The 19,716-nt window shown below is 72.2% G+C and carries 21 protein-coding genes; 8 read left to right on the forward strand and 13 right to left on the reverse strand.

Annotated elements, in window-relative coordinates:
• Nucleotides 1-15: 15 nt before the first annotated feature.
• Both ACIB24_RS16490 and ACIB24_RS16495 read left to right on the forward strand, forming a co-directional pair.
• Nucleotides 16-2,559, forward strand: coding sequence for a sensor histidine kinase (locus tag ACIB24_RS16490; protein ID WP_398282600.1), 2,544 nt, complete (start codon nt 16-18; stop codon nt 2,557-2,559).
• Nucleotides 2,556-3,236, forward strand: coding sequence for a response regulator (locus ACIB24_RS16495; RefSeq protein WP_398282602.1), 681 nt, complete (start codon nt 2,556-2,558; stop codon nt 3,234-3,236). Before ACIB24_RS16490 ends, ACIB24_RS16495 begins: the two co-directional genes overlap by 4 nt.
• Here ACIB24_RS16495 and ACIB24_RS16500 read toward each other — a convergent pair.
• Nucleotides 3,199-4,539: a nitrate/nitrite transporter gene (locus ACIB24_RS16500; RefSeq protein ID WP_398282604.1), complete on the reverse strand. Its 1,341-nt coding sequence runs from the start codon at nt 4,537-4,539 to the stop codon at nt 3,199-3,201. The genes ACIB24_RS16495 and ACIB24_RS16500 overlap by 38 nt on opposite strands.
• A 151-nt stretch (nt 4,540-4,690) precedes the next feature.
• Nucleotides 4,691-5,557, reverse strand: a complete 867-nt coding sequence (locus tag ACIB24_RS16505; protein ID WP_398282606.1) for a phytanoyl-CoA dioxygenase family protein — start codon at nt 5,555-5,557, stop codon at nt 4,691-4,693.
• 79 nt (nt 5,558-5,636) lie between these two features.
• Between ACIB24_RS16505 and ACIB24_RS16510 the strand changes: the two genes are divergently transcribed.
• Nucleotides 5,637-6,416, forward strand: a complete 780-nt coding sequence (locus tag ACIB24_RS16510; RefSeq protein ID WP_398282608.1) for a GNAT family N-acetyltransferase — start codon at nt 5,637-5,639, stop codon at nt 6,414-6,416.
• Nucleotides 6,417-6,420: 4 nt separating this feature from the next.
• Here the strand turns inward: ACIB24_RS16510 and ACIB24_RS16515 are convergent, their stop codons facing one another.
• The 7 genes from ACIB24_RS16515 to ACIB24_RS16545 form a co-directional block, all read right to left on the reverse strand.
• The gene (locus ACIB24_RS16515) at nt 6,421-7,464 is read right to left on the reverse strand and encodes an LLM class flavin-dependent oxidoreductase (RefSeq protein WP_398282610.1); all 1,044 of its coding nucleotides are present in this window, start codon (nt 7,462-7,464) and stop codon (nt 6,421-6,423) included.
• Complete coding sequence (locus tag ACIB24_RS16520) at nt 7,457-7,918, reverse strand: SRPBCC family protein (RefSeq protein WP_398282612.1); 462 nt, start codon at nt 7,916-7,918, stop codon at nt 7,457-7,459. Before ACIB24_RS16520 ends, ACIB24_RS16515 begins: the two co-directional genes overlap by 8 nt.
• Nucleotides 7,915-8,310, reverse strand: coding sequence for an SRPBCC family protein (locus ACIB24_RS16525; RefSeq protein ID WP_398282614.1), 396 nt, complete (start codon nt 8,308-8,310; stop codon nt 7,915-7,917). Before ACIB24_RS16525 ends, ACIB24_RS16520 begins: the two co-directional genes overlap by 4 nt.
• 15 nt (nt 8,311-8,325) lie before the next feature.
• Nucleotides 8,326-9,285: a zinc metalloprotease gene (locus ACIB24_RS16530; protein WP_398282616.1), complete on the reverse strand. Its 960-nt coding sequence runs from the start codon at nt 9,283-9,285 to the stop codon at nt 8,326-8,328.
• Between the two features lie 168 nt (nt 9,286-9,453).
• The gene (locus ACIB24_RS16535; RefSeq protein WP_398282618.1) at nt 9,454-11,016 is read right to left on the reverse strand and encodes a long-chain fatty acid--CoA ligase; all 1,563 of its coding nucleotides are present in this window, start codon (nt 11,014-11,016) and stop codon (nt 9,454-9,456) included.
• A gap of 4 nt (nt 11,017-11,020) precedes the next feature.
• Nucleotides 11,021-12,148, reverse strand: a complete 1,128-nt coding sequence (locus tag ACIB24_RS16540; RefSeq protein WP_398282620.1) for a DUF5938 domain-containing protein — start codon at nt 12,146-12,148, stop codon at nt 11,021-11,023.
• Nucleotides 12,149-12,153: 5 nt separating this feature from the next.
• A complete protein-coding gene (locus tag ACIB24_RS16545; RefSeq protein WP_398282622.1) occupies nt 12,154-12,948 on the reverse strand; it encodes an SDR family NAD(P)-dependent oxidoreductase in 795 nt (264 codons plus the stop codon).
• Between the two features lie 181 nt (nt 12,949-13,129).
• On the opposite strand from ACIB24_RS16545, the gene ACIB24_RS16550 reads away from it, so the two are divergent.
• The 4 genes from ACIB24_RS16550 to ACIB24_RS16565 all read left to right on the forward strand — a co-directional run bounded on the left by ACIB24_RS16550 (nt 13,130) and on the right by ACIB24_RS16565 (nt 16,672).
• A complete protein-coding gene (locus ACIB24_RS16550) occupies nt 13,130-13,780 on the forward strand; it encodes a TetR/AcrR family transcriptional regulator (protein ID WP_398282624.1) in 651 nt (216 codons plus the stop codon).
• A gap of 4 nt (nt 13,781-13,784) precedes the next feature.
• The gene (locus tag ACIB24_RS16555; protein ID WP_398282626.1) at nt 13,785-14,633 is read left to right on the forward strand and encodes a PfkB family carbohydrate kinase; all 849 of its coding nucleotides are present in this window, start codon (nt 13,785-13,787) and stop codon (nt 14,631-14,633) included.
• 171 nt (nt 14,634-14,804) lie between these two features.
• On the forward strand, nt 14,805-16,178 hold the full coding sequence (locus tag ACIB24_RS16560; RefSeq protein ID WP_398282628.1) for a pyridoxal phosphate-dependent decarboxylase family protein: 1,374 nt from the start codon (nt 14,805-14,807) through the stop codon (nt 16,176-16,178).
• 11 nt (nt 16,179-16,189) lie between these two features.
• Entirely contained in the window at nt 16,190-16,672 is a 483-nt protein-coding gene (locus ACIB24_RS16565) for a DUF4760 domain-containing protein (protein ID WP_398282630.1), read from the forward strand.
• Here ACIB24_RS16565 and ACIB24_RS16570 read toward each other — a convergent pair.
• The 3 genes from ACIB24_RS16570 to ACIB24_RS16580 are packed head-to-tail and all read right to left on the reverse strand — an operon-like array spanning nt 16,638 to nt 17,936.
• Nucleotides 16,638-17,222, reverse strand: coding sequence for an AAA family ATPase (locus ACIB24_RS16570; RefSeq protein ID WP_398282632.1), 585 nt, complete (start codon nt 17,220-17,222; stop codon nt 16,638-16,640). The two genes, ACIB24_RS16565 and ACIB24_RS16570, sit on opposite strands and share 35 nt — an antisense overlap.
• Before the next feature lie 32 nt (nt 17,223-17,254).
• Nucleotides 17,255-17,647 (reverse strand): type II toxin-antitoxin system VapC family toxin, encoded by a 393-nt coding sequence (locus ACIB24_RS16575; RefSeq protein ID WP_398282634.1) that lies wholly within the window; start codon nt 17,645-17,647, stop codon nt 17,255-17,257.
• A 13-nt stretch (nt 17,648-17,660) separates the two neighbouring features.
• Nucleotides 17,661-17,936, reverse strand: coding sequence for a type II toxin-antitoxin system Phd/YefM family antitoxin (locus tag ACIB24_RS16580; RefSeq protein WP_398282636.1), 276 nt, complete (start codon nt 17,934-17,936; stop codon nt 17,661-17,663).
• Nucleotides 17,937-18,040: 104 nt separating this feature from the next.
• Here ACIB24_RS16580 and ACIB24_RS16585 point away from each other — a divergent pair, with 104 nt between their 5' ends.
• A complete protein-coding gene (locus tag ACIB24_RS16585; RefSeq protein ID WP_398282638.1) occupies nt 18,041-19,066 on the forward strand; it encodes an isopenicillin N synthase family dioxygenase in 1,026 nt (341 codons plus the stop codon).
• A 15-nt stretch (nt 19,067-19,081) separates the two neighbouring features.
• On the opposite strand, the gene ACIB24_RS16590 is transcribed toward ACIB24_RS16585, so the two are convergent.
• Nucleotides 19,082-19,699, reverse strand: a complete 618-nt coding sequence (locus ACIB24_RS16590; RefSeq protein ID WP_398282640.1) for a helix-turn-helix domain-containing protein — start codon at nt 19,697-19,699, stop codon at nt 19,082-19,084.
• Between the last annotated feature and the right edge of the window lie 17 nt (nt 19,700-19,716).

Consider the following 19,716-nt stretch of genomic DNA (forward strand, 5'->3'; position numbering starts at 1 on the left):
ACGGTTGGGTGTGAGATGGCGGGGAAGCTGCGGGTCTATCTCGGCGCCGCCCCGGGCGTCGGGAAGACCTTCCGCATGCTGGACGAGGGGCACCGACGACAGGCCCGGGGCACCGACGTCGTCGTGGCCTACGTCGAGACGCACGGTCGGCGCAGAACCGAGGCGCTGGTCGACGGCCTGGAGGTCGTCCCGCGCCTGACCCGGCACCACCGGGGCGTCGCGTTCGAGGAGCTGGACGTCGACGCCGTCCTGGCCCGGCGCCCCGAGGTGGCCCTGGTCGACGAACTGGCGCACACCGACGTGCCCGGCGGGCGGCACGAGAAGCGCTGGCAGGACGTCCAGGAACTGCTGGCCGCGGGAATCGACGTGATCAGCACGGTCAACGTGCAGCACCTGGAGTCGCTCAACGACGTGGTCGAGGAGATCACCGGCGTCCCGCAGCGGGAGACCGTGCCCGACTCGGTGGTCCGGGCGGCGGAACAGATCGAGCTCGTCGACATGACGCCCGAGGCCCTGCGCCGCCGGATGGCGCACGGCAACATCTACCCACCGGAGAAGGTCGATGCCGCGCTCGGCAACTACTTCCGCACCGGAAACCTCACCGCGCTGCGCGAACTCGCCCTGCTGTGGCTGGCCGACAAGGTCGACGACCAGCTCGACGCCTACCGCGCCGAGCACCGGATCGGGCAGAAGTGGGAGGCCCGCGAACGGGTCGTGGTGGCCCTGACCGGCGGTCCGGAGGGCGACACCCTGGTCCGCCGGGCCAGCCGGATCGCCGACCGCACCAAGGGCTCCGACCTGCACGCCGTGCACGTCACGCGCTCCGACGGGCTGCGCGCGGGAGAACTCGGCGGCGAGGCCGTGAACCTGGCCCGCCAGCGCAACCTGGTCGAGAACCTCGGCGGCACCTACCACCAGGTGGTCGGCACCGATATCCCTTCTGCTCTGCTTGATTTCGCGCGGGGCGTGAACGCCACGCAGCTCGTGCTCGGCGCCAGCCGCCGGGGGCGACTGGCTCAACTGTTCTCACCCGGCGTCGGCGTGAACACCACGGCCGAGTCGGGCGCGATCGACGTCCACATGGTCACCCACGAGAACGTCCGGGCCCGGCGGCGGCCGACCCGGCCGGGCGGTGGACTCAGTTCCCGCCGCCGGGCGGCCGGTTTCGTGGTGGCGGCTCTCGGGCTGCCGCTGCTCACGGCGGCCCTGCTGCCGCTCCACGAGCACCTGGCGCTGTCGACCGACATCCTGGCGTTCCTGATGCTGGTGGTGGCCGTGGCCCTGGTCGGCGGCCTGCTGCCGGCCCTGCTCAGTGCCGTACTGGGTTTCGGCCTGCTGAACTGGTTCTTCACACCGCCAGTGCACCGGTTCACCATCTCCGAGGCGGAGAACCTCTTCGCGCTGGCCGGTTTCGTGCTGGTCGCGGCCGCCGTCAGCGCGGTCGTCGACCTCGCCGCCCGACGCACCCGTGAGGCCGCGCGGGCCCGGGCCGAGGCGGCCACCCTGTTCACCCTGGCCGGCAGCGTCCTGGGCGGCGACCAGCCGTTGACCGCCCTGCTCGCCCAGCTGCGCGAGAGCTTCGGGCTGGACTCCGTCTCCCTGCTGGAGCGGGGCGAGAACGGCTGGCAGCTGGTCGAATGCGTGGGCGGAACACCCTGCGCGACGCCCAGTGAGGGCGACGCCGAGGTGCGGGCGACGGACGACGTGACCCTCGCCGTCCGCGGAGGCCCGCTCGCCGCCGCCGACCGGCGCGTCCTCGAGGCGTTCGGTGCCCAGGCCGCGCTGGCCTTGCAGCAGCAACGGCTCAGCGCCGAGGCGGCCCGCGCCACCACCATGACCGAGGTGGACAAGCTGCGCACGGCCCTGCTCAACGCTGTCGGCCACGACCTGCGCACCCCGCTGGCCTCGGCCACAGCGGCCGTGAGCAGCCTGCGCAGCACCGACATCGAGTTCTCCCCGGACGATCGCGCGGAACTGCTGGCCACGGCCGAGGAGTCGCTGGACCGGCTGCGCGCACTGGTCGAGAACCTGCTGGACCTGAGCCGGCTGCAGGCGGGGGCCCTGGCCATGACCCCGCAGCCGCTCGACGTCGCCGAGGCCGTCGGGACCGCCGTCGCGGAACTCGGCGCGGCCGCGCGGCCGGTGACGATCGCCGTCCCGGCCGACCTGGACGACGTGAGCGCCGATCCGGGGCTGCTGCAGCGGGCGCTGGTCAACGTGCTGGCGAACGCCCTGCGCTACAGCGCCCCGGGCCGGCCGCCACTGGTCACGGCCAGCGGCCTGGGCGGCACCGTCGAGATCCGGGTCGTCGACCACGGGCCGGGGGTGCCGGAGCCCGACCGGGAGCGGATCTTCCAGCCGTTCCAGCGTCTCGGCGACCGCGACAACACCACGGGAGTCGGCCTCGGACTGGCCCTCTCGCGCGGACTGCTGGAGGCGATGGGCGGCTCGCTGGAACCCGAGACCACCCCCGGCGGCGGCCTGACCATGGTGCTGCGGCTGTCCGGTGTGCCGGCGCCGGCCACCCCCGACGAGCGGATCGAGGAGGCGCGGCCGTGAAGGTGCTGATCGTCGACGACGAGCCGCAGATCGTGCGGGCCCTGCGGATCAACCTGCTGGCCCGCCAGTACGAGGTCCTCACCGCCGCAACCGCTTCCGAGGCACTGCGGCTGGCCCGCGCCGAACGTCCGGACCTGGTGGTGCTCGACCTCGGCCTGCCCGACGCCGACGGCGTGGACGTCGTGAAGCAGCTGAGGGCCTGGACCGACGTCCCGGTGCTGATCCTGTCGGGCCGCCTGGACAGCGGCGCCAAGGTGCAGGCCCTCGACGCGGGCGCCGACGACTACGTGACCAAGCCGTTCAGCGTCGACGAGCTGCTGGCCCGGGTACGGGCCGTGACGCGCCGCACGGCGAGCGCCCCGCCCGAGGCGCCGGTGCGCGTGGGCCGGCACCTGGTCGACTTCACCGAGCGGAAGGTGACGGCGGCCGAGGAGGGGGCCGGCGACGTCCACCTGACCCCGACCGAGTGGCACCTGCTGGAGGTCCTGGCCCGCAACCCCGGGCGGCTGGTCGCGCAGCGCCAGCTGCTCCAGGAGGTCTGGGGGCCGACGTACCTGACCGAGACGCACTACCTGCGGCAGTACCTGAAACACCTACGGCAGAAGCTGGAACCGGAACCGGCGCGGCCCCGGCACCTGATCACCGAACCGGGGATGGGCTACCGCTTCCAGCCGTGACCCCGGCCGCCCGGGCGGCCCGGACCCGCCGCCGGTACCGCACGATCTGCGCCACCCCGAACGCCCACAGCACGTACTGCGCGGCCATCGCCCAGCGGAAGGCCTCGGGGGTGTAGGCGCCGGACCCGCCCGGGGAGAGCGCGTCGAGCAGGATGCCGATCACGACGACCACGCTCAGCGTCGCCGTGAAGTTCGCCTGGTTCACGATGCCGGTGGCGCTGGCCAGCCGCTCGGCCGGGTTGGAGGTGCGGGCCAGGTCCATCCCGATCAGCGAGGCCGGACCGCCGATGCCGATCACCAGCGCGAAGGCGACCAGCAGCGGCAGCGGCGCGTCACCCGGCCAGACGAGCACCGTCGTCCAGGCCAGGACGATCGCGGCGACGATGACGAGCGCCGTGGTCGAGCGGTGGTAGGGCCGCACCGCCATGAGCCAGCCCAGGGCGGGCCCGGCGACCAGCTGGCTGATCACGAGGCAGGTGGCCAGCGCGGCGGCGGTCGAGGGGGCCACCCCCTCGCCGCGCACGAGGAACGGGTAACCCCACAGGAGCGCGAACATGGTCGGGCTGAACCCGGTCGTGAAGTGCACCCAGAAGCCGAGTCTCGTGCCGGGCTGCCGCCACGAGGTGGCCAGGCTGCGCTGGGCCGCGGTCGCCGACAGCGCCGGGCCACGGCGGTACCGCCGGCCCGGTTCGTCGTGGACGACGAGCAGCAGGGCGGCCAGGAAGACCAGGCCGGGGACGGTGGCGGCGAGGTAGGCGTGGGTCCAGCCGAGTTCGTCCAGGGCCCAGGCCATCGGGATCGCGGCGCCGATCGCCCCGAACTGGCCGACGACGCCGGTCACCTGCAGCAGGAGGGGCACGCGGCGAGGGGCGAACCACGAGTTCACCAGGCGCAGGACGCTGATGAAGGTCATCGCGTCGCCCGCGCCGACCAGGACCCGGGCGCCGAGCGCGGCCGGGTAGCTGCCGGCCAGGGCGAACCCGGCCTGCCCGACGATCAGCAGGCACAACCCGGTAGTGAGCACGGCCCGCGGCCCGAACCGGTCGACCATCAGGCCGACCGGCACCTGGAGGCCCGCGTAGAGCACCAGCTGGACCATCGTGAAGGTGGCCAGCTGGGAGGCCGAGATGTGGAACCGGTCGGCGGCGGCCAGGCCGGCGACGGCCAGGGACGAGCGGTTGAAGATCGCGAAGGCGTAGCCGGCCAGGCCGATCACCCAGATCGGCCAGGCGCTGACCAGCCCGCGGGTATCGCTGTGGACCGCCCAGCGGGAGCTGAGCGCGGGGGTCGGGGCGGCTGTCACCGGGCGCGGGCCTCTCACGCAATTCGTAGGATGAATTGCCCAGGGTAGCGCACCACCGGCCGGCCGCCGAGCCGGGTACCGGCGGCCCCGCCCGCGGTTACGCGCTGGTACGAGCGGAAAGTCGGCTGTACCAGCGCGTAACCGCGACAGGTCAGCGGGCGGCGTTCTTCACGAACACCTCGCGCCGGCCGTCACCCTCCCGGTCGCCGGTGAAGTAGCCGCCGCGCACGTGCCGGCGGGTGGCCACGTCGTCCGTGGCCCGGGCCGCGCTGTGCCACAGGAAGGCGTCGTGCAGGATCACGTCGCCGCGTTCGGTGTAGACCGGGATCTCGCCGCGGATCTTCTCGAACCCGAGCGGCATCGCGAACGGGGGCGCCTCGTCGGTCCAGCCGCCGGTCGGGCGCGCGTCGTCCGGTACGGGCGCGTTGTTGATGTTCCGGTAGGGCGCGGGCGTCGCCCAGCGATGGCTGCCCGGCACCACCCGCAGGAACCCGTTGGCCGGGCTGGTGCCGTCGATGTGGAACGTGAACGCGGTCGACGGCCAGAGGTCGAGGTTCGGCGCGGACTGCCAGTCGGAGTGCCAGCCGATGCGCGTGTACCCGGACTCCTTGCCCGGCCGGCTGTCCTGGTAGACCACGCCGAACCGGGTGTCGTCGTTCAGCCAGCAGCCCTCGCCGATCAGTTCCCGGACCAGCGCGACCAGCCGCGGGTCGGTGGCCGCCGCCAGCACGGTCGGCGACAGCTCGTTGACGTACTCGACGTAGTTGGCGAACTTCTCGGCCTTCGCCTCCTCGTCGAGGAACACGGTCGAGCCGTAGCGCTCGGGCAGCTCCCCCGCGACCACCTGCTGCTGGGCGCCGACGCACTCGGCCTCCATGCTGGCCATGAGCGACTCGTCGAACAGGTCGCGCAGGACGACGAAACCGTAGGTGCGGTAGTGCTCGACGGCCTCGGCGACGCGGTCGATCGTGAACACGCCCGGGTCGACGAGCAGGGATCGGGTCAGGTCGATGGTCATGTCGTCGCACGCTAGGCGCCCAATGTTGTGGCTGGATGAACTCTGGGCCGTCGCCGCCGACGGGAGTAGCGTCGCGATCATGAGCGAGCACCTCACGCACGGGTGGGAGCCGGACCTCGCCGACGACGACTCCCTACTGCGGGCCTACGTGCGCGGCAACGCCGTCCGCACGTGCGCGATGGCCGAACGCGGCGGCGGCCGCGCGGCCCGGTGGGACGAGGTGACGGCGGCCGACCCGCGCTCGCCGTTCGTGTTCGACAACATGGCCGTGCTGCTGCAGCCGCCCGAGTACGTCGACCTGCCGTCGGTGGTGGCCCGGCTCGAGGCGTTCTACCCGCCCGAGCGGCACTACTGCTTCCTGTCCCCGTTCCCGACCCCGGACCTGCGCGACTACGGCTGGCACCTGATGGGCCACCCGCCCGTGATGCTTCGCCCCGCAGGCGGTTCCGCGCCACCGCCCCCGCCGGAGCTGCGGCTGGAGCCGGTCGACGCGGCCAACGTCGAGGTCTTCCTGACCACGCTGGTCGAGGCCTACCCGGTGCCGTCGGCCCCCGTCGCGCAGGTCGCGCCGGCCTGGCTGGCCGACGATCTGAAGCTGTTCATCGGCTACGTGGGCGACGAACCCGTCGGGACGGCGGGCGCCCGGCTCGGGCACGGGATCGTGGACGTCGAGTGGGTGTCCACCTATCCGCGCTTCCGCGGGCGCGGGTACGGTGCGGCGCTCACCTGGGCGGCCACGCTGGCCTCCCCGGGTGACCCGGCGATGTTGATCGCCTCGGACGACGGGCAGCCGGTCTACGAGCGGATGGGTTACCTGCGGCTGCTGCGGATGACCCTGTGGCACCGCCCGCCGCGCTGAGCGTTCACTCGCCGAGCGCGGCCCGGACCCTCGGGACCACCTCGGTGCCGTACAGCTCGATGCAGCGCATCAACTGTCGGTGCGGCATCGGGCCGTTGGCGTACTTGAGGTCGAACCGCCTGGCGCCCAGCACCTTCAGCGTCTCGACCAGCTTCGCCGCCACCGTCTCGGGGCTGCCCACGTAGAGCGCACCGTTCTCGATCTCGTCGTCGTACTGCGCGCGGGTCATCGGCCCCCAGCCCCGCTCGGCACCGATCCGGTCCCGGTTGGCCTTGAAGTGCGGGAACAGCAGTTCCCGCGCCTCGTCGTCGGTCTCGGCGACGAACCCGGGCGAGTGCACGCCGACGGGCAGCTCGCCGACCCCGAACTCCGCGGTCGCGCGCCGGAACAGGTCGGCGTAGGGCGCGAACCGGGCCGAGGAGCCCCCGATGATCGCCAGCACCATCGGCAGGCCGTGCCGCGCGGTCCGGACCACGGACTCGGGGCTGCCGCCGACGCCGACCCAGACGGGCAACCGGCCGGAAGCCGGTGCGGGGTAGACCCTCTGGCCGGTCAGCGGCGGGCGGATCGTGCCGGCCCAGTCGAAGGGGCCGCCGGTGCGGGCGGCGGCCAGCAGGTCGAGCTTCTCCTCGAACAGCTTCTCGTAGTCGGCCAGGTCGAACCCGAACAGCCCGAACGACTCCACGAACGAGCCGCGGCCCACGGTCACCGTGGCCCGGCCGTCGCTGAGCGCGTCGACGGTGGAGAACCGCTGGAAGACGCGCAGCGGGTCGTCGGAGCTGAGCACCGTCACCGAGGAACCGAGCAGGATGCGCTCGGTGCGGGTGGCGATCCCGGCCAGGACGACGTCGGGCGCGGACACCGCGAAGTCGGCCCGGTGGTGCTCGCCGAGGCCGATGTGGTCGACGCCGACCCGGTCGGCCAGCACTCCCTGTTCCACCAGGTCGCGCAGGACCTGCGGCTGCGGGACCGGGCGACCGTCGTCGTCGACCGTCACGTCGCCGAAGGTGTCCAGCCCCAGCTGCAGTCCCGTGCTCTGTTCAGTCACCGGCCCAGTCTGCACCGCGCGGTGCGCCGTTCCGCTCCGCGGCCCCCTTGATGCCGGCGGCCTCGAGGGCGATGTAGCGCCGGGTGAGGCCGGCGTAGACCGTGCCGATCAGCCAGCCGAGCGGGCCCAGCTGGGTGAGCCGCAGGTGCAGCACGCTGCCCCCGCGGGCCGGGTCGGCGTCGACGATGTGCTCGGCGACCGTCGTCAGCCCGGGCCGCGAAGCCCGCCAGCAGAAGGCCCGGCCGGGCACGAACTCGGTCACCGTCCAGGTCGAGGTACCCAGGCGCGGCTGCGTGATGGTCGCGGTCGATCCCTCGGCGAGCGCGCCGGGCGGGTCGAGGACCACCGCGGTCATGGACGGCGTCAGCTCGGGCAGCCCCTCGACGTCGGCCAGCACCTCCCACACGACGCCGGGCGGGGCGGCGATCGGGACGGTGACCGCGAAGGCCTTCATCTCTCCAGGACCTTCTTCAGGGTGGCCAGGTCGGCCCGGATCGCGGCCGCGTCCGCCTCGAAGTCGTCGTCCCCGACGCCGGCGCGGCGGCGCAGGGTGAACACGACCTCCGAGCCGTCACCGGCGGCCAGCACCCGCAGGGGGTTGTAGTTGGTCTCGCCCGTGGGCAACGTGACCCAATGGTCGAGTACGCCGAAGTCGTTGCGCGGCGCGAACTCCACGGTGACCGCGCCCATCGGCGAGTCGGCGCGCCAGCGCCCGTCGACGAACTCGATCGAACCGCTGAGCCCGGCGGCCCAGCGCGGCAGGTTGGCCGGCTCGGCCGCGAAGGCGTAGACCTCGGCGGCCGGCCGGTCGATCAGTTCACTGAGGTGTCTGGAGACGGCGTCCACGACTCCTACCGTGCCTCACGCGCGGTAGGCGAGCCAGACGAGTGCCATCCGGATGCCCTGCCCGAGCGTGAACCGGTCGAGGCACGGGTCGTCGCCGTAACTCATGAAGTTGTGCACCGGGTCCTTGCCGGGCTGCGAGCAGGTGTCGTCGGACTCCTCGCAGAAGAAGATGTTGTCGCCGTCCGCCTGGTACGGGGTGTCGGCCACCATGTCCCCCGGGCTCGTGCAGCCGTTCTCGAACGTGTGGTACAGCCCCAGCCAGTGCCCCGCCTCGTGCGTCAGGGTGTCGCCCTCGTTGTACGGCTCGGCGCTGCCCCCCGGCAGGCTGTCGTTCAGGATGACGACGCCGTCCTGGGTGAGCGTGGCCTCGTCGGGGAAGTACGCGTAGCCGAGCAACCCGTCGCCGAGGCCGGCGATGTAGACGTTCAGGTCGCCCCAACCGCCCTTGTGCAGAGCCGCTTTCGCCTCGTTGTCGTCGGCCGGGTCGGAGTCGGGATCCGACCAGTCGTACCAGTCGTCGTTCTTCGTGTAGTCGACGCTCTTGGTCTTGAACCGGAAGACCGTGGGGAAGTCTCCCTTGGCGCTGCGACCGCCGTAGGCCGCGTTCATCACCGCGGTCTGGTCGTCGAGCTGCTTGCGCGTGACGCCGCCGGTGCCGTCGGCCTTCGTGATGACGTGATACCGGATGTTCACGGTGACCAGGCCCTTGGCGATGGTCGACTGCCAGTCCAGGCCCTTCGACCTCAGCTTCGCCGTCATCCGCTTCTCGGCGGCCCGGACCTCCGCGAGGCTGCGGTCGTTCGGGTCGGCCCCGGACTTCACGCCGCGCATCACCCGGTCCTGAACGGCGCCCCCGCAGGCGACCGGCGTCGGCTTCGCCTCCGGGGCCACCGCGAGCGCACTCGTGGACGCCGGGACGGTCAGCACCGTCGCCGCCAGCCCCGCCACCATCAGACCGGCTCGCACTACCCGCATGGCGCCCCCTCGGCGTCCCGGCCTGGGCCGGACGGCGCCGCGTGCCGGCGTCGGTCGCACGACCGTAGCAACGATTTGTCCGTTATGTGAGCCCCCTGAGCGGAGTCTCGGTCGTGCTGAGGCGTCGAGCGGAACGTTCTGCCCCGTAAGGGCGCCGGTCACCCGGTCTTACGGGGCAGAACGTTCCACTCGTGGCTTGGGGCCTTCTTCCAGCGTCTGCTTGATCTCGGTCTTCAGCACCTTGCCCACCTTCGACCGCGGTAGGTCCTCCCAGAACTCCACCTGCTTGGGGGTTTTCACGCTCCCCAGCCGCTCCTTGACGAACGCCTGCACCTCGTCGACGTCGGCGCTCGCCCCGGGCCGTAACTGCAGGACCGCAACCACCCGCTCGCCCCACTTCTCGTCGGGCAACCCGATCACCGCGCAGTCCTGCACCGCCGGGTGGGCCATCACCGCCTGCTCGACCTCCGTGGAGTACACGTTGAAGCCGCCGGTGATCACCATGTCCTTGATCCGGTCGACGATGAAGAGATACCCCTCCGAATCGAGGTAGCCGACATCGCCGGTGTGGTGCCAGCCGAACCGCGACGCCTCGGCGGTGGCCTCGGGATTGCGGTAGTAGCCGGCCATCACCAGCGACGACCGGACGACGATCTCGCCCCGCTCGCCGCGCGGCAGCACGGTGCCGTCGGGCGCCATGATGGCCACGGTCACGAGCGGCGAGGGCCGCCCGGCCGACGCCAGCCGGGACCGGGCCACGCGACCGTCGGCGAGGAAGTGCTCGGCCGGGGCCAGCGTCGAGACCATCATCGGCGCCTCGGTCTGCCCGAACAGCTGGGCCATCACCGGCCCGATGCGCTCGAGAGCCTCCTCCAGCCGGGCCGTCGACATCGGCGCCGCGCCGTACCAGAAGCACTGCAACGACGAGAGATCCGTCGAATCCAGCTTCTCGTGCCCGAGCACCATGTAGATGAGGGTGGGCGGCAGGAACGTGTGCGTCACCCGGGCCGACTCGATCAGCGACAGGAACGTGCCGACATCCGGCCGGCGCATCACGACGATCTCGCCCCCGAGGGCCAGCACCGGGAAGCACAACACCCCGGCGGCGTGGGTGAGCGGCGCCAGCGCCAGGTACACGGGCCGACCGGCGAACGGGTACCCGATGAGCGTGGCCGCCGACATGGTCTCGAGGTTGGTACCGGTGAGCATCACGCCCTTGGGGCGCCCCGTCGTCCCGCCGGTGCCGACGATCATCGCGACGTCGTCCACCGGTCGCACCTCGACGCCGGGAAGGCCCTCCGGGCCGAGGAACTCGGCCCAGTCGAGGGTGTCCTCGAAGGTCCCGTCCAGGCAGACCAGGGTGGTCAGCCCGGGCAGGTCGTCGCGGATCTTCGCGACCAACGAGCCGAACGTCGACTGGAAGATCAGCGCTCGGCACTCGAACAGGTCGAGCAGCTCACGGTTCTCCGACGCCTCGCTGCGCGGGTTGATCGGGCACCAGACGGCCCCGGCCAGGCTGATCCCGAACACCGCCGTGAACGCGACCGGGTCGTTGGCCGAGAGGATGGCCACCTTGTCACCGGGTCGCACCCCCTGCCGGACGAGCGCCGCCGCGATCCGCCCGGCGAGGGAGCGGACCTCGGCGTACGTGCTCGTCCGGCCGTCGGTGGTCAGGCAGGGGGCGTCCGGGGCGAGCGAGAGCCCCTTGTCCAGGTAGTCGACGAGCCGCACGGTCTCACCGCGCCACGGTGAGGACCGGCTCGGAGACGAGCCCGAAACTGCGCAGCACGCCGAGCAGTTCGCGATGCCCGAACGCCTGGCACCCGGAGGCGAACCCGACCCGCAGCGGCGGTTGCTGCAGCAGCGCGTACGCCGCGTAGGCCTGCAACAGACCGGTCTGCTGGTAGTTGCTGTTGCCGTGGATCACGCAGTGCGCGCGCCCCAGCGGGCCGGAGGCGTGCACCGAGTCGAGAGACTTGTTCACGCGCGGGTTCTCGCGCGGTGGCATCTGGTCCATCACCTGGCGGGCGGTCGCCGTCAGGGCCGCATCGCGATCCTCGGGCGACATGTCCTTGGTCGCCTCCAGCGCGGCCGCCACGATCTGCGGGACGCCGTGCATGAGGGCCGCGTTGAACACCCCGCCCTGCGCCTTGCAGTTGGCCACCCGCGGGTCGCGCTTGAACCAGACCGGGTGCGACGTCCCGCCCCAGGGGAGCGACAGCGCCAGCTCGTGCTGCCCGGGGACGACCAACGGCAGCAGCCCCTGCGTGGGATCGAAGGCCACGTACTGGTTCTGCTCCAGGTAGTGCGCCGCCGAGCCGGCCGCGTTGACCAGGATCGTGCGGGTCGAGGCGATGGTCGGGCTGCCGCCCCAGAACACCGCGATGTCGAGGGTGTCCAGGCCGGGCGTCTCGAGGCACAGCTGCGCCGCGATCTCCCCGGTGGTGTACATCTGCGCGATGCCGGGCGCGAGCAACAGGCCGGCGGCGGCGAAGTCGGCGCCGTACTGCTCGTCGCAGGTGATCAGCCAGTCCTGCTCGCCGGTGGTGTCGGTGTAGTGCGCGCCCACCGCCAGGCAGGCCTGTACCACCTCGGGGCCGAGCAGGCTGAACGGCCCGACGGTGTTGAGCACGACCTTCGCGCCCTGGAACAGCGACGTCAGCGCCTCGACGGTGTGCTCGACCTCCTGCACCTCGTACTCGGCGGTCTCGATGCCGGGGACGTTGGCGGCCATCGAGTCGTCGAGCTTGGACTTGTCGCGACCGGCGGCCACGAACGGGACGCCGTACTGGCGCAGGTACTCGCAGACGAGGCGGCCGGTGTAGCCGGAGGCGCCGTAGACGACGACGGGCTTGTCGGTCATCGCGCTCACATCCCCATTCCGCCGTCGACGGGCAGGCCCGCGCCGGTGATGAAGCGGGCCGCGTCGGAGGCCAGGAAGACCACCGCGTCGGCCATGTCCGACACCTCGCCGAGCCGCCCGGACGGGGTCAGCTCGATGACGGCACCCACGGCCTCCTCGGGCGAGCCGAACAGCCCCAGCTCGGCCACGTCGTTGGCCAGGCCCGCACCCATCGCGGTGGGCACCAGGCCCGGGTAGATGCAGTTGACCCGGACGCCGTACCCGAGCTTGCCCGACTCCATCGCGGCGACCCGGGTGAGCCGGTCGACGCCCGACTTGGTCGCCGAGTAGACGGCGATGCCGGGGAAGGCGATGGTCGCGGCCACGCTCGCCACGTTGATGACGGCCCCGCCGTGACCGGCCGCGCCGCCGGGGCGCATGGTCCGCAGGGCGTGCTTGAGGCCCAGCGCGGTGCCGAGCAGGTTCACGTTCAGCATCGTCTTCACGTCGTCGGCGTCGAGTTCCGTGATCAGGCTGGTGATCTCGACGCCGGCGTTGTTGACGAGGATGTCGAGCCCGCCCAGCAGGCCCACGGCCTCGGCGACGGCCGATTCCCAGTTCGCGTCGTCGGTGACGTCGAGGTGCACGAACCCGTGCCCCTCGCCCAGGCTCTCGGCCACCTTGCGGCCCGTGTCGGCCTGGATGTCGGCGACCACCACGGTGGCGCCCGCGGCGGCCAGCGCCTGTGCCATCCCCTCGCCCAGTCCCTGCCCCGCCCCAGTCACGAGCGCCTTGCGCCCGCTCAGATCGAACGTCGTCATCCGTCGGCTCCTTTGCCTCAGACCCCGCTCACGGTGTGGCGCCCATCACACATCGCGTCTTGACGAGTGTCAAGACTTTTCTTGACACTCGTCAAGAGAAATGGCCGGTCGAGCCGCCGGCCGTATGATCGACCCCAGGTCGCCCGGAACGGTCCGAGCGCGTCGCCGCAGGAGAAACCCCATGTCCGCCAGCGCGAGCACCGAGGCGAGCCCCGAGGTCCGTCGTCCGTACGCCCGCCAGGCTCCGGCGGACCGGCACGACGACCGCCGGGTCCAGCTGGCCGAATCAGCGCTGAAGACGCTCGGCGATCTCGGGTACGCGCGCTCGAGCCTGCGCGAGATCGCCGCCAACTCGCCCTTCTCGCACGGCGTCGTGCACTACTACTTCCACGACAAACTCGAGCTGATCATCTTCTGCGTGCGGCACTACAAGTCGCGCTGCGTGCACCGTTACGACGCGGTGGTCGCCGACTCCCGCACCCCCGAGGAGCTGGTCGAGGCCTTCGGCGACAAGCTCGTCGAGACGCTGCGCGAGGAAGCCCCGATGCACCGACTCTGGTACGACCTGCGGGCCCAGAGCATGTTCGAGGCGTCGCTGCGCGAGGCGGTCACCCAGATCGACCGCACGTTGGAAGACATGATCTGGCGGGTGGTCTCGACCTACGCCGAACTGTCCGGCACGCAGGTGCTGCCCACATCGAATGCGGCCTACGGGCTGCTGGACGGCGTGTTCCAGCAGGCTCTGCTCGCCTTCGGCAGCGGGGACGACGACGCGCCCGAACGCCTCGCGGGCCAGGTCCGCGACCTCATGCCGCTGCTGCTCGTGCGCTGAGCGCGTGCGCGCCGGGGTCTTCGTCGGGTTGGCCACACTCGACGTCGTCCACCGCGTCGCCCGGCGGCCCGCGGCCGACGAGAAGGTGACCGCGCTGGCCCAGTCGGTCACCGCCGGCGGCCCGGCGGCCAACGCGGCCGTCACCTACGCGGCCCTGGGCGGGACGGCGACCCTCGTCACCGCGCTCGGGCGCGGCCCGGTCGCGCGCGTCGTGGCCGAGGACCTGCGCGCCGCCGGGGTCGAGGTGCTGGACGTGGCTCCGGACGACGACCGCGGACCTCCGGTCGCCGCGGTCACCGTGCTCGACGGCACGGGGGAACGCTCGGTGGCCTCGGTCGACGCGATCGCGACCGGGTTCGAACCCCCCTCCGGGCTCGGCCCCCTCGTGGCCGGAGCCGACGTCGTCCTGGTCGACGGGCACCACCCGACCCTCGCCCGGGCCGCCTGCGAGGCCGCCCGCCCGGCCGGAGTGGACGTGGTCGTCGACGCGGGTCGCTGGAAACCCGTCTTCGCGCAGGTGTTCCCGCTCGCCACGGACGTCGTGTGCTCGCCCGCCTTCCGCCTGGACGACGGGAGCCCGGCCGGGCCGGGCCTGGCGCCGACCGTCGTGGTCACCGCCGGAGGTGACCCCGTGCGCTGGTGGCAGGGCGAGCGTGCGGGGGCGGTCGTCGTCCCGGCCGTCGCCGTGCGCGACACCCTCGGCGCCGGAGACGTCTTCCACGGTGCCTACGCCTTCCACCGCGAGCTCGACCTGGAGCAGCGCATCCGGCGGTCGATCGCCCTGGCGGGGGAACGGGTGCAGGCCACCGGCCCGCAGGCCTGGCGTGACCGACTCGGCCGTCGGCGTCGCTGAGCGCGTACCGAGCTCAGAGGTCGGGGCAGGGCGCAGGAGACTGTGCACGCCGAGCTCTCGGCGCAGTCGACCACCCTCGAGAGCGTCGACCACGACCGACGCTCCGAGCCAGGTGGCACCGGCCTGCCTGCGACCATGACCTTCTCAGGTTCATTACGAGGGAGGAGCCTCATGCGCACACCGGACTGGGACGGCCCGCTGAGCGAGGCGTACACGGGCGCGCTCACCTACCTGGCCGCCCTGCCCGAGCGCCCGGTGCGGCCCGCCGTCCCCACCGACGAGCTGCGCGAACGGCTCGGTGGGCCGCTCCCCCGCTCGGGCACCGACCCGCGCCAGGTGGTGGCCGAACTGGCCGCGCTGGGCGATGCGGCCGCCGTGCCCAGCGGCGGCGGCCGGTACTTCGGGTTCGTGACCGGCGGCGCGATGCCCGCCGCGATGGCCGCCGACTGGCTGACCGCGACGTGGGACCAGAACTCGACGCTGCACGTGATGAGCCCGCTGGCCGGCGTCGCCGAGGAGGTCGCCGGGCGCTGGCTGACCGAACTGCTCGGGCTGCCGGGGCATTCGAGCGTCGGCTTCGTGACGGGCGCGCAGATGGCCAACGTGACGGGGCTGGCCATCGGATTGCGCCGGGTGCTGCTGGACGCGGGCTGGGACGTCGACGCCGACGGTCTCTTCGGCGCCCCGCCGGTGCGGGTCGTGGTCGGCGAGGGGCGGCACAGCACGGTCGACCGGGCGCTGCGACTGCTCGGGCTGGGCTCGAAGGCGATCGTCCCGGTGGCCATGGACGACGAGGGGCGACTGCGGCCCGACGCACTGGAGCTCAGCCTGGCCGGCAGCTCCGTGCCCGTGATCGTGGCCGCGCAGCTCGGCAACGTGAACACCGGTGCGCTCGACCCGGTCGGCGAGATCTGCGACGTGGCGCACCGATTCGGCGCCTGGGTGCACGTGGACGGTGCGTTCGGGCTCTGGGCCGCGGCCAGCCCGACACTGCGGCACTCGGTGGCGGGCGTGGAGCGGGCCGACTCGTGGGCCACCGACGCGCACAAGTGGCTCAACGTGCCCTACGACTCGGGCCTGGTGTTCTGCGCCCACCCGGAGGACCACGCGGCGACGATGGGCATGCGCGCCGGTTACCTCCCGCAGGCCGAGGGGTTCCGTGACTCGATGGACTTCGTGCCCGAGTCGTCGCGCCGCTGCCGGGGTTTCGCGGTGCACGCGGCGATCCGGTCGCTGGGCGCCGACGGGGTGGGCGAGCTGGTCGACCGATGCTGCGCCCTGGCCCGGCGGTTCGCCGACGGATTGCGGGCCGGCGGTGCGCAGGTGCTGAACGACGTCGTACTGAACCAGGTGCTGGTGCGCTTCGGGTCGGACGAGAACACCTCCGCCACCATCGCTTCCGTGCAGTCCGACGGGACGTGCTGGATGGGTGGGACGTCGTGGCAGGGCCGCCCGGCGATGCGGGTCTCGGTCAGCAACTGGTCGACGGACGAGGCCGACGTCGACGCCTCGGTGGCCGCCGTCCTGCGCTGCGCCGGCCTCTGACGGGAACCGGGATGCCCTACCCCTGGTACATCGTCAGCTCACTGAGCTCCGTCGTCGCGACCCTGATCGTGGTGGCGGCCGCCGTGTACGGGCACTTCCAGCTGGGCGAGCTGCGCCGGGCGCGAAACGTGGCGGCGCTCATGGAGTTCCACGACTACTACCACTCGCTGCCGGTGCGCGACGTTCGGGGCCGGCTCTTGTCCGGCGAGCTCGGCGGCCCGGCGGAGCTGATCGACTCCCGGCACGCGCTGGCCCCCGAGGACGACCACCGGCTCTGGCAGATGGTCGACAAGCTGGAGTTCCTGGCCGCGCTCGTGAACCGGCGGCTGGTCGACTTCGACGTCGCCTACTCGATCTTCTCGTGGTCGCCGCCGCTGGTCTGGGCGAAGATCGAACCGGTCGTGGTGCACCACCGGGCGCGGGGAAACCCGCAGTACTGCGTCAATCTCGAGCGCCTCGTCACGTCGTACGCCGCGCAAGAGCGGCGGCGCTGAGCGGGCCCTGGACCCAGGCCCGCACCTCCCGCCGGGACCGCAGCCGGACGACGGGCAGCTCGGGCCGCTCGCGACTCACCGCCTCGACCCGCCCGGCGGTCCTGGCGTGCGTACGCCACGCCCAGCGCACGATGTGGTCGTCGTCGGTGACGAACATCCACAGCGGCCCCTCGCGGTTGCCGTTCCACAGCACCTCGCGACGCAGGCGCCGGCGCACGGTCCGGCGGACGACCTGTCGCATCACGACCCGGCGGGGCAGGTCGAGCCACACCAGCAGGTCGGCCCGCTCCGCCAGCAACGGGCGCACGGTCGAGTACTGCCACTCCGTCACCCACTCGGGCCGAGCCGAGAACCCGGCGACGTCCGCCGCGAACGAGGCGCGCGGCGTCCAGCCCGGCCCGTGGTACAGCGCATCGATCTCGACATGCGGGATGTCGAGGGCGGCCGCGACCGCCACGGCCAGCGTGGTCTTGCCCGCCCCGGACGCGCCCGCTACCAGCACCCGGCGTGGCGCCCCGGTGAGCGGGGCGTCGAACGGTTGCGCGCGCACTCATGAACGATAGGCGGCGGGCGAGCCTGAGTTCAGCGCGGCGCCACGACCGTCACGCCGTGGCGCGTGGCAGCCTCGGCAAGTCGTTCGTCGTAGGTGAGCAGCCCCTCCAGGTCGTCACCCAACGAGAGAGCCGCGGCCAGGTGAAGGGCGTCGAGGCTTCGCAAGCCGACCGGTTCTAGCCGGGCCGCCTCGTCGAAGACGGCCGCCGTTACCCGGAGCAGGACGATCGCGTCCAGAACCGCTCGAGCATGGATCGCGCGGTCAGGAAAGGTCTGGCGAACGGCCCGGACCAACTCGGTCCGAGTCAGGTCGCACGAGACCACGGCATGATTGGCGGCCGACACCCAGCCATGCAGAGCGACGGTCCCCGCCTCGTCGAGGACGAGTTTCACCAGCGCGGACGTGTCCGCGTAGAAGGCCACCTCCGGTACCCGGTCAGTACCGCTCGTCGTCCCGCATCGCCGCCAGCACTTCGCTCAGCGTCGGCCCGGGCTCGGACATCGGCTCCGGCAGCGGGAGATCGGCCAGCGAGCGGCGAGGCGGGCGGGCGAGCCCGCTCTCAATCCAGCGCTCGAGCGGGGATTCGGCGATCGGCACCAGACGAGCCACGGGGCGTCCCCGGTCGGTGATGGTCACGCGCTCACCCCGGGCGACCTGCGCGACCACGGCCGAGGCGTTCTGCTTGAGCGCCCGAATCCCCACTTCAGTCATGTGCTACATGGTAGAACATCGATATCGGGACCGGAAGGGTCACCCGGGGGCCGTCTTAACATGCCTGGAACCCACCGACCGTAAGTGACACTTACAGTGGCGCCATGAGCTTCCACGTTCCGACCGTCGACATCAGCAGCTACACCGGCCTCGCCGACCCGTTCGGGCGCCCGGCCACGGCCGCCGCGCTCGACGCGGCCTGCCGCGAGGTGGGCTTCATCCAGATCGTGGGGCACGGCGTGCCGGACGACGTGAGCGCCGGCCTCGCCGCCGCCATGGACTCGTTCTTCGGTCAGGATCTCGAGACCAAGAAGGCCGCCCGAACCAGCGGCGTCAATCGCGGCTACACGCCGCCGAAGAGCGAGGCGCTCAGTCTCAGCGCCGGGGTGGCGCCCGCCGACCGGATGAACGACTTCTTCGAGGCGTTCAACATCGGGGTCACCACCGACGACCATCCCGAGTTGGCCCTGCCCGCCGACCACTACGCGCAAAACCTGTGGCCGGACGTCCCGGGGTTCGAGGAGCAGGTGCAGCGCTACTTCCACGAAGCCCGGCGCGTGGCCCGCGCCCTGACGACGGGTTTCGCCGACGCGCTCGGCCTGCCCGGGGACTTCTTCGAGTCGTTCACCGACCACTCGATCGATGTGCTGCGGATGAACAACTACGCCCTGCCGCCGGGCGAGATCGAGCTCGACGCCGACCTGACCGGGATGGGCGAGCACACCGACTTCGGCATCGTCACCGTGCTGTGGGCCGACCGCGTGGCCGGCCTCCAGGTGCTGGGTCACGACGGGGCCTGGCACGACGTGATGCCCGAACCGGGCGCCCTGCTGGTCAATCTCGGCGACCTGATGGCGCGATGGACGGGTGACCGCTGGCTGTCGACGCTGCACCGGGTCAAGCCGCCCGTGGTCGACGGGCGGATCGAGAGGCGCCGCTCCGCAGCCCTCTTCCACGACGGCAACAGCGACGCGCTGATCCGCACGTTGCCCTCGGCCGACGGGGTCGCGTACGAGCCGATCCGGGTGGACGAGCACATCGAGGCCAAGCTGAACGGCTCGCGCGGCGGGGTGCTGAACACGACGGCCACGCGCGAGGCCGAGCGGATCCGTACGGCCGTGCCCGGTTGAGATCACCTGACTCGCCTAGGTCTGCGGCTCCCGAGCGGGCCGGGTGACGACGGTGACCGCCTCCGCGTCGTCGTCGCCGACGAGCCGCCAGCGGTGGGCGACGTCGCCGTCGTGGTGCAGACTGTCGCCTGGCCCGAGCTCGACCTCTCGGCCGTCCTCGAACTCGATCACGATGCGGCCGCGCGTCACGTGCACGAGGTCCTCGCCGGGGTGCCGCCACCACTGCTGTTCGTCGTCGGTGGGGTGGATCAAGTACACGTAACCCTCGAGCGCCACGCCCGGTCCGGTCCGCGTGATCAACCGCGGCTGCTGCGGCGACGGCGACTCCGTGGCGGCCAGGACCGTCCCGTGCCCCGCCCGGGTGACCAGCTGGTCGGGCCGGTCGGCCCCGGCGCCGGGCAGCAGGGCGTTCGGCGAGACGTCCAAGGCGTCCGCGATGCGGTACAGCGTCGGGATGCTCAACGACGACCGCCCGGCCTCGAGCTGGCTGATGAACGGGCCGGAAACGCCGGTCCGGCGGGCCAGTTCGGCCACCGACAGGCCGGCCTCGAGGCGCCGAGCGCGCACCAGACCGCCGACGTCGCGGGCCAGGTCGCCCTTGCCGCTGGAATCGCCCGTCGCCGTGGAACTCACGGGCTCCACCCTGGCAG

Origin of the sequence: Spongisporangium articulatum, assembly GCF_044465595.1 — a bacterium.
GTDB classification, from domain to species: Bacteria; Actinomycetota; Actinomycetes; order Actinomycetales; family Kineosporiaceae; genus Spongisporangium; species Spongisporangium articulatum.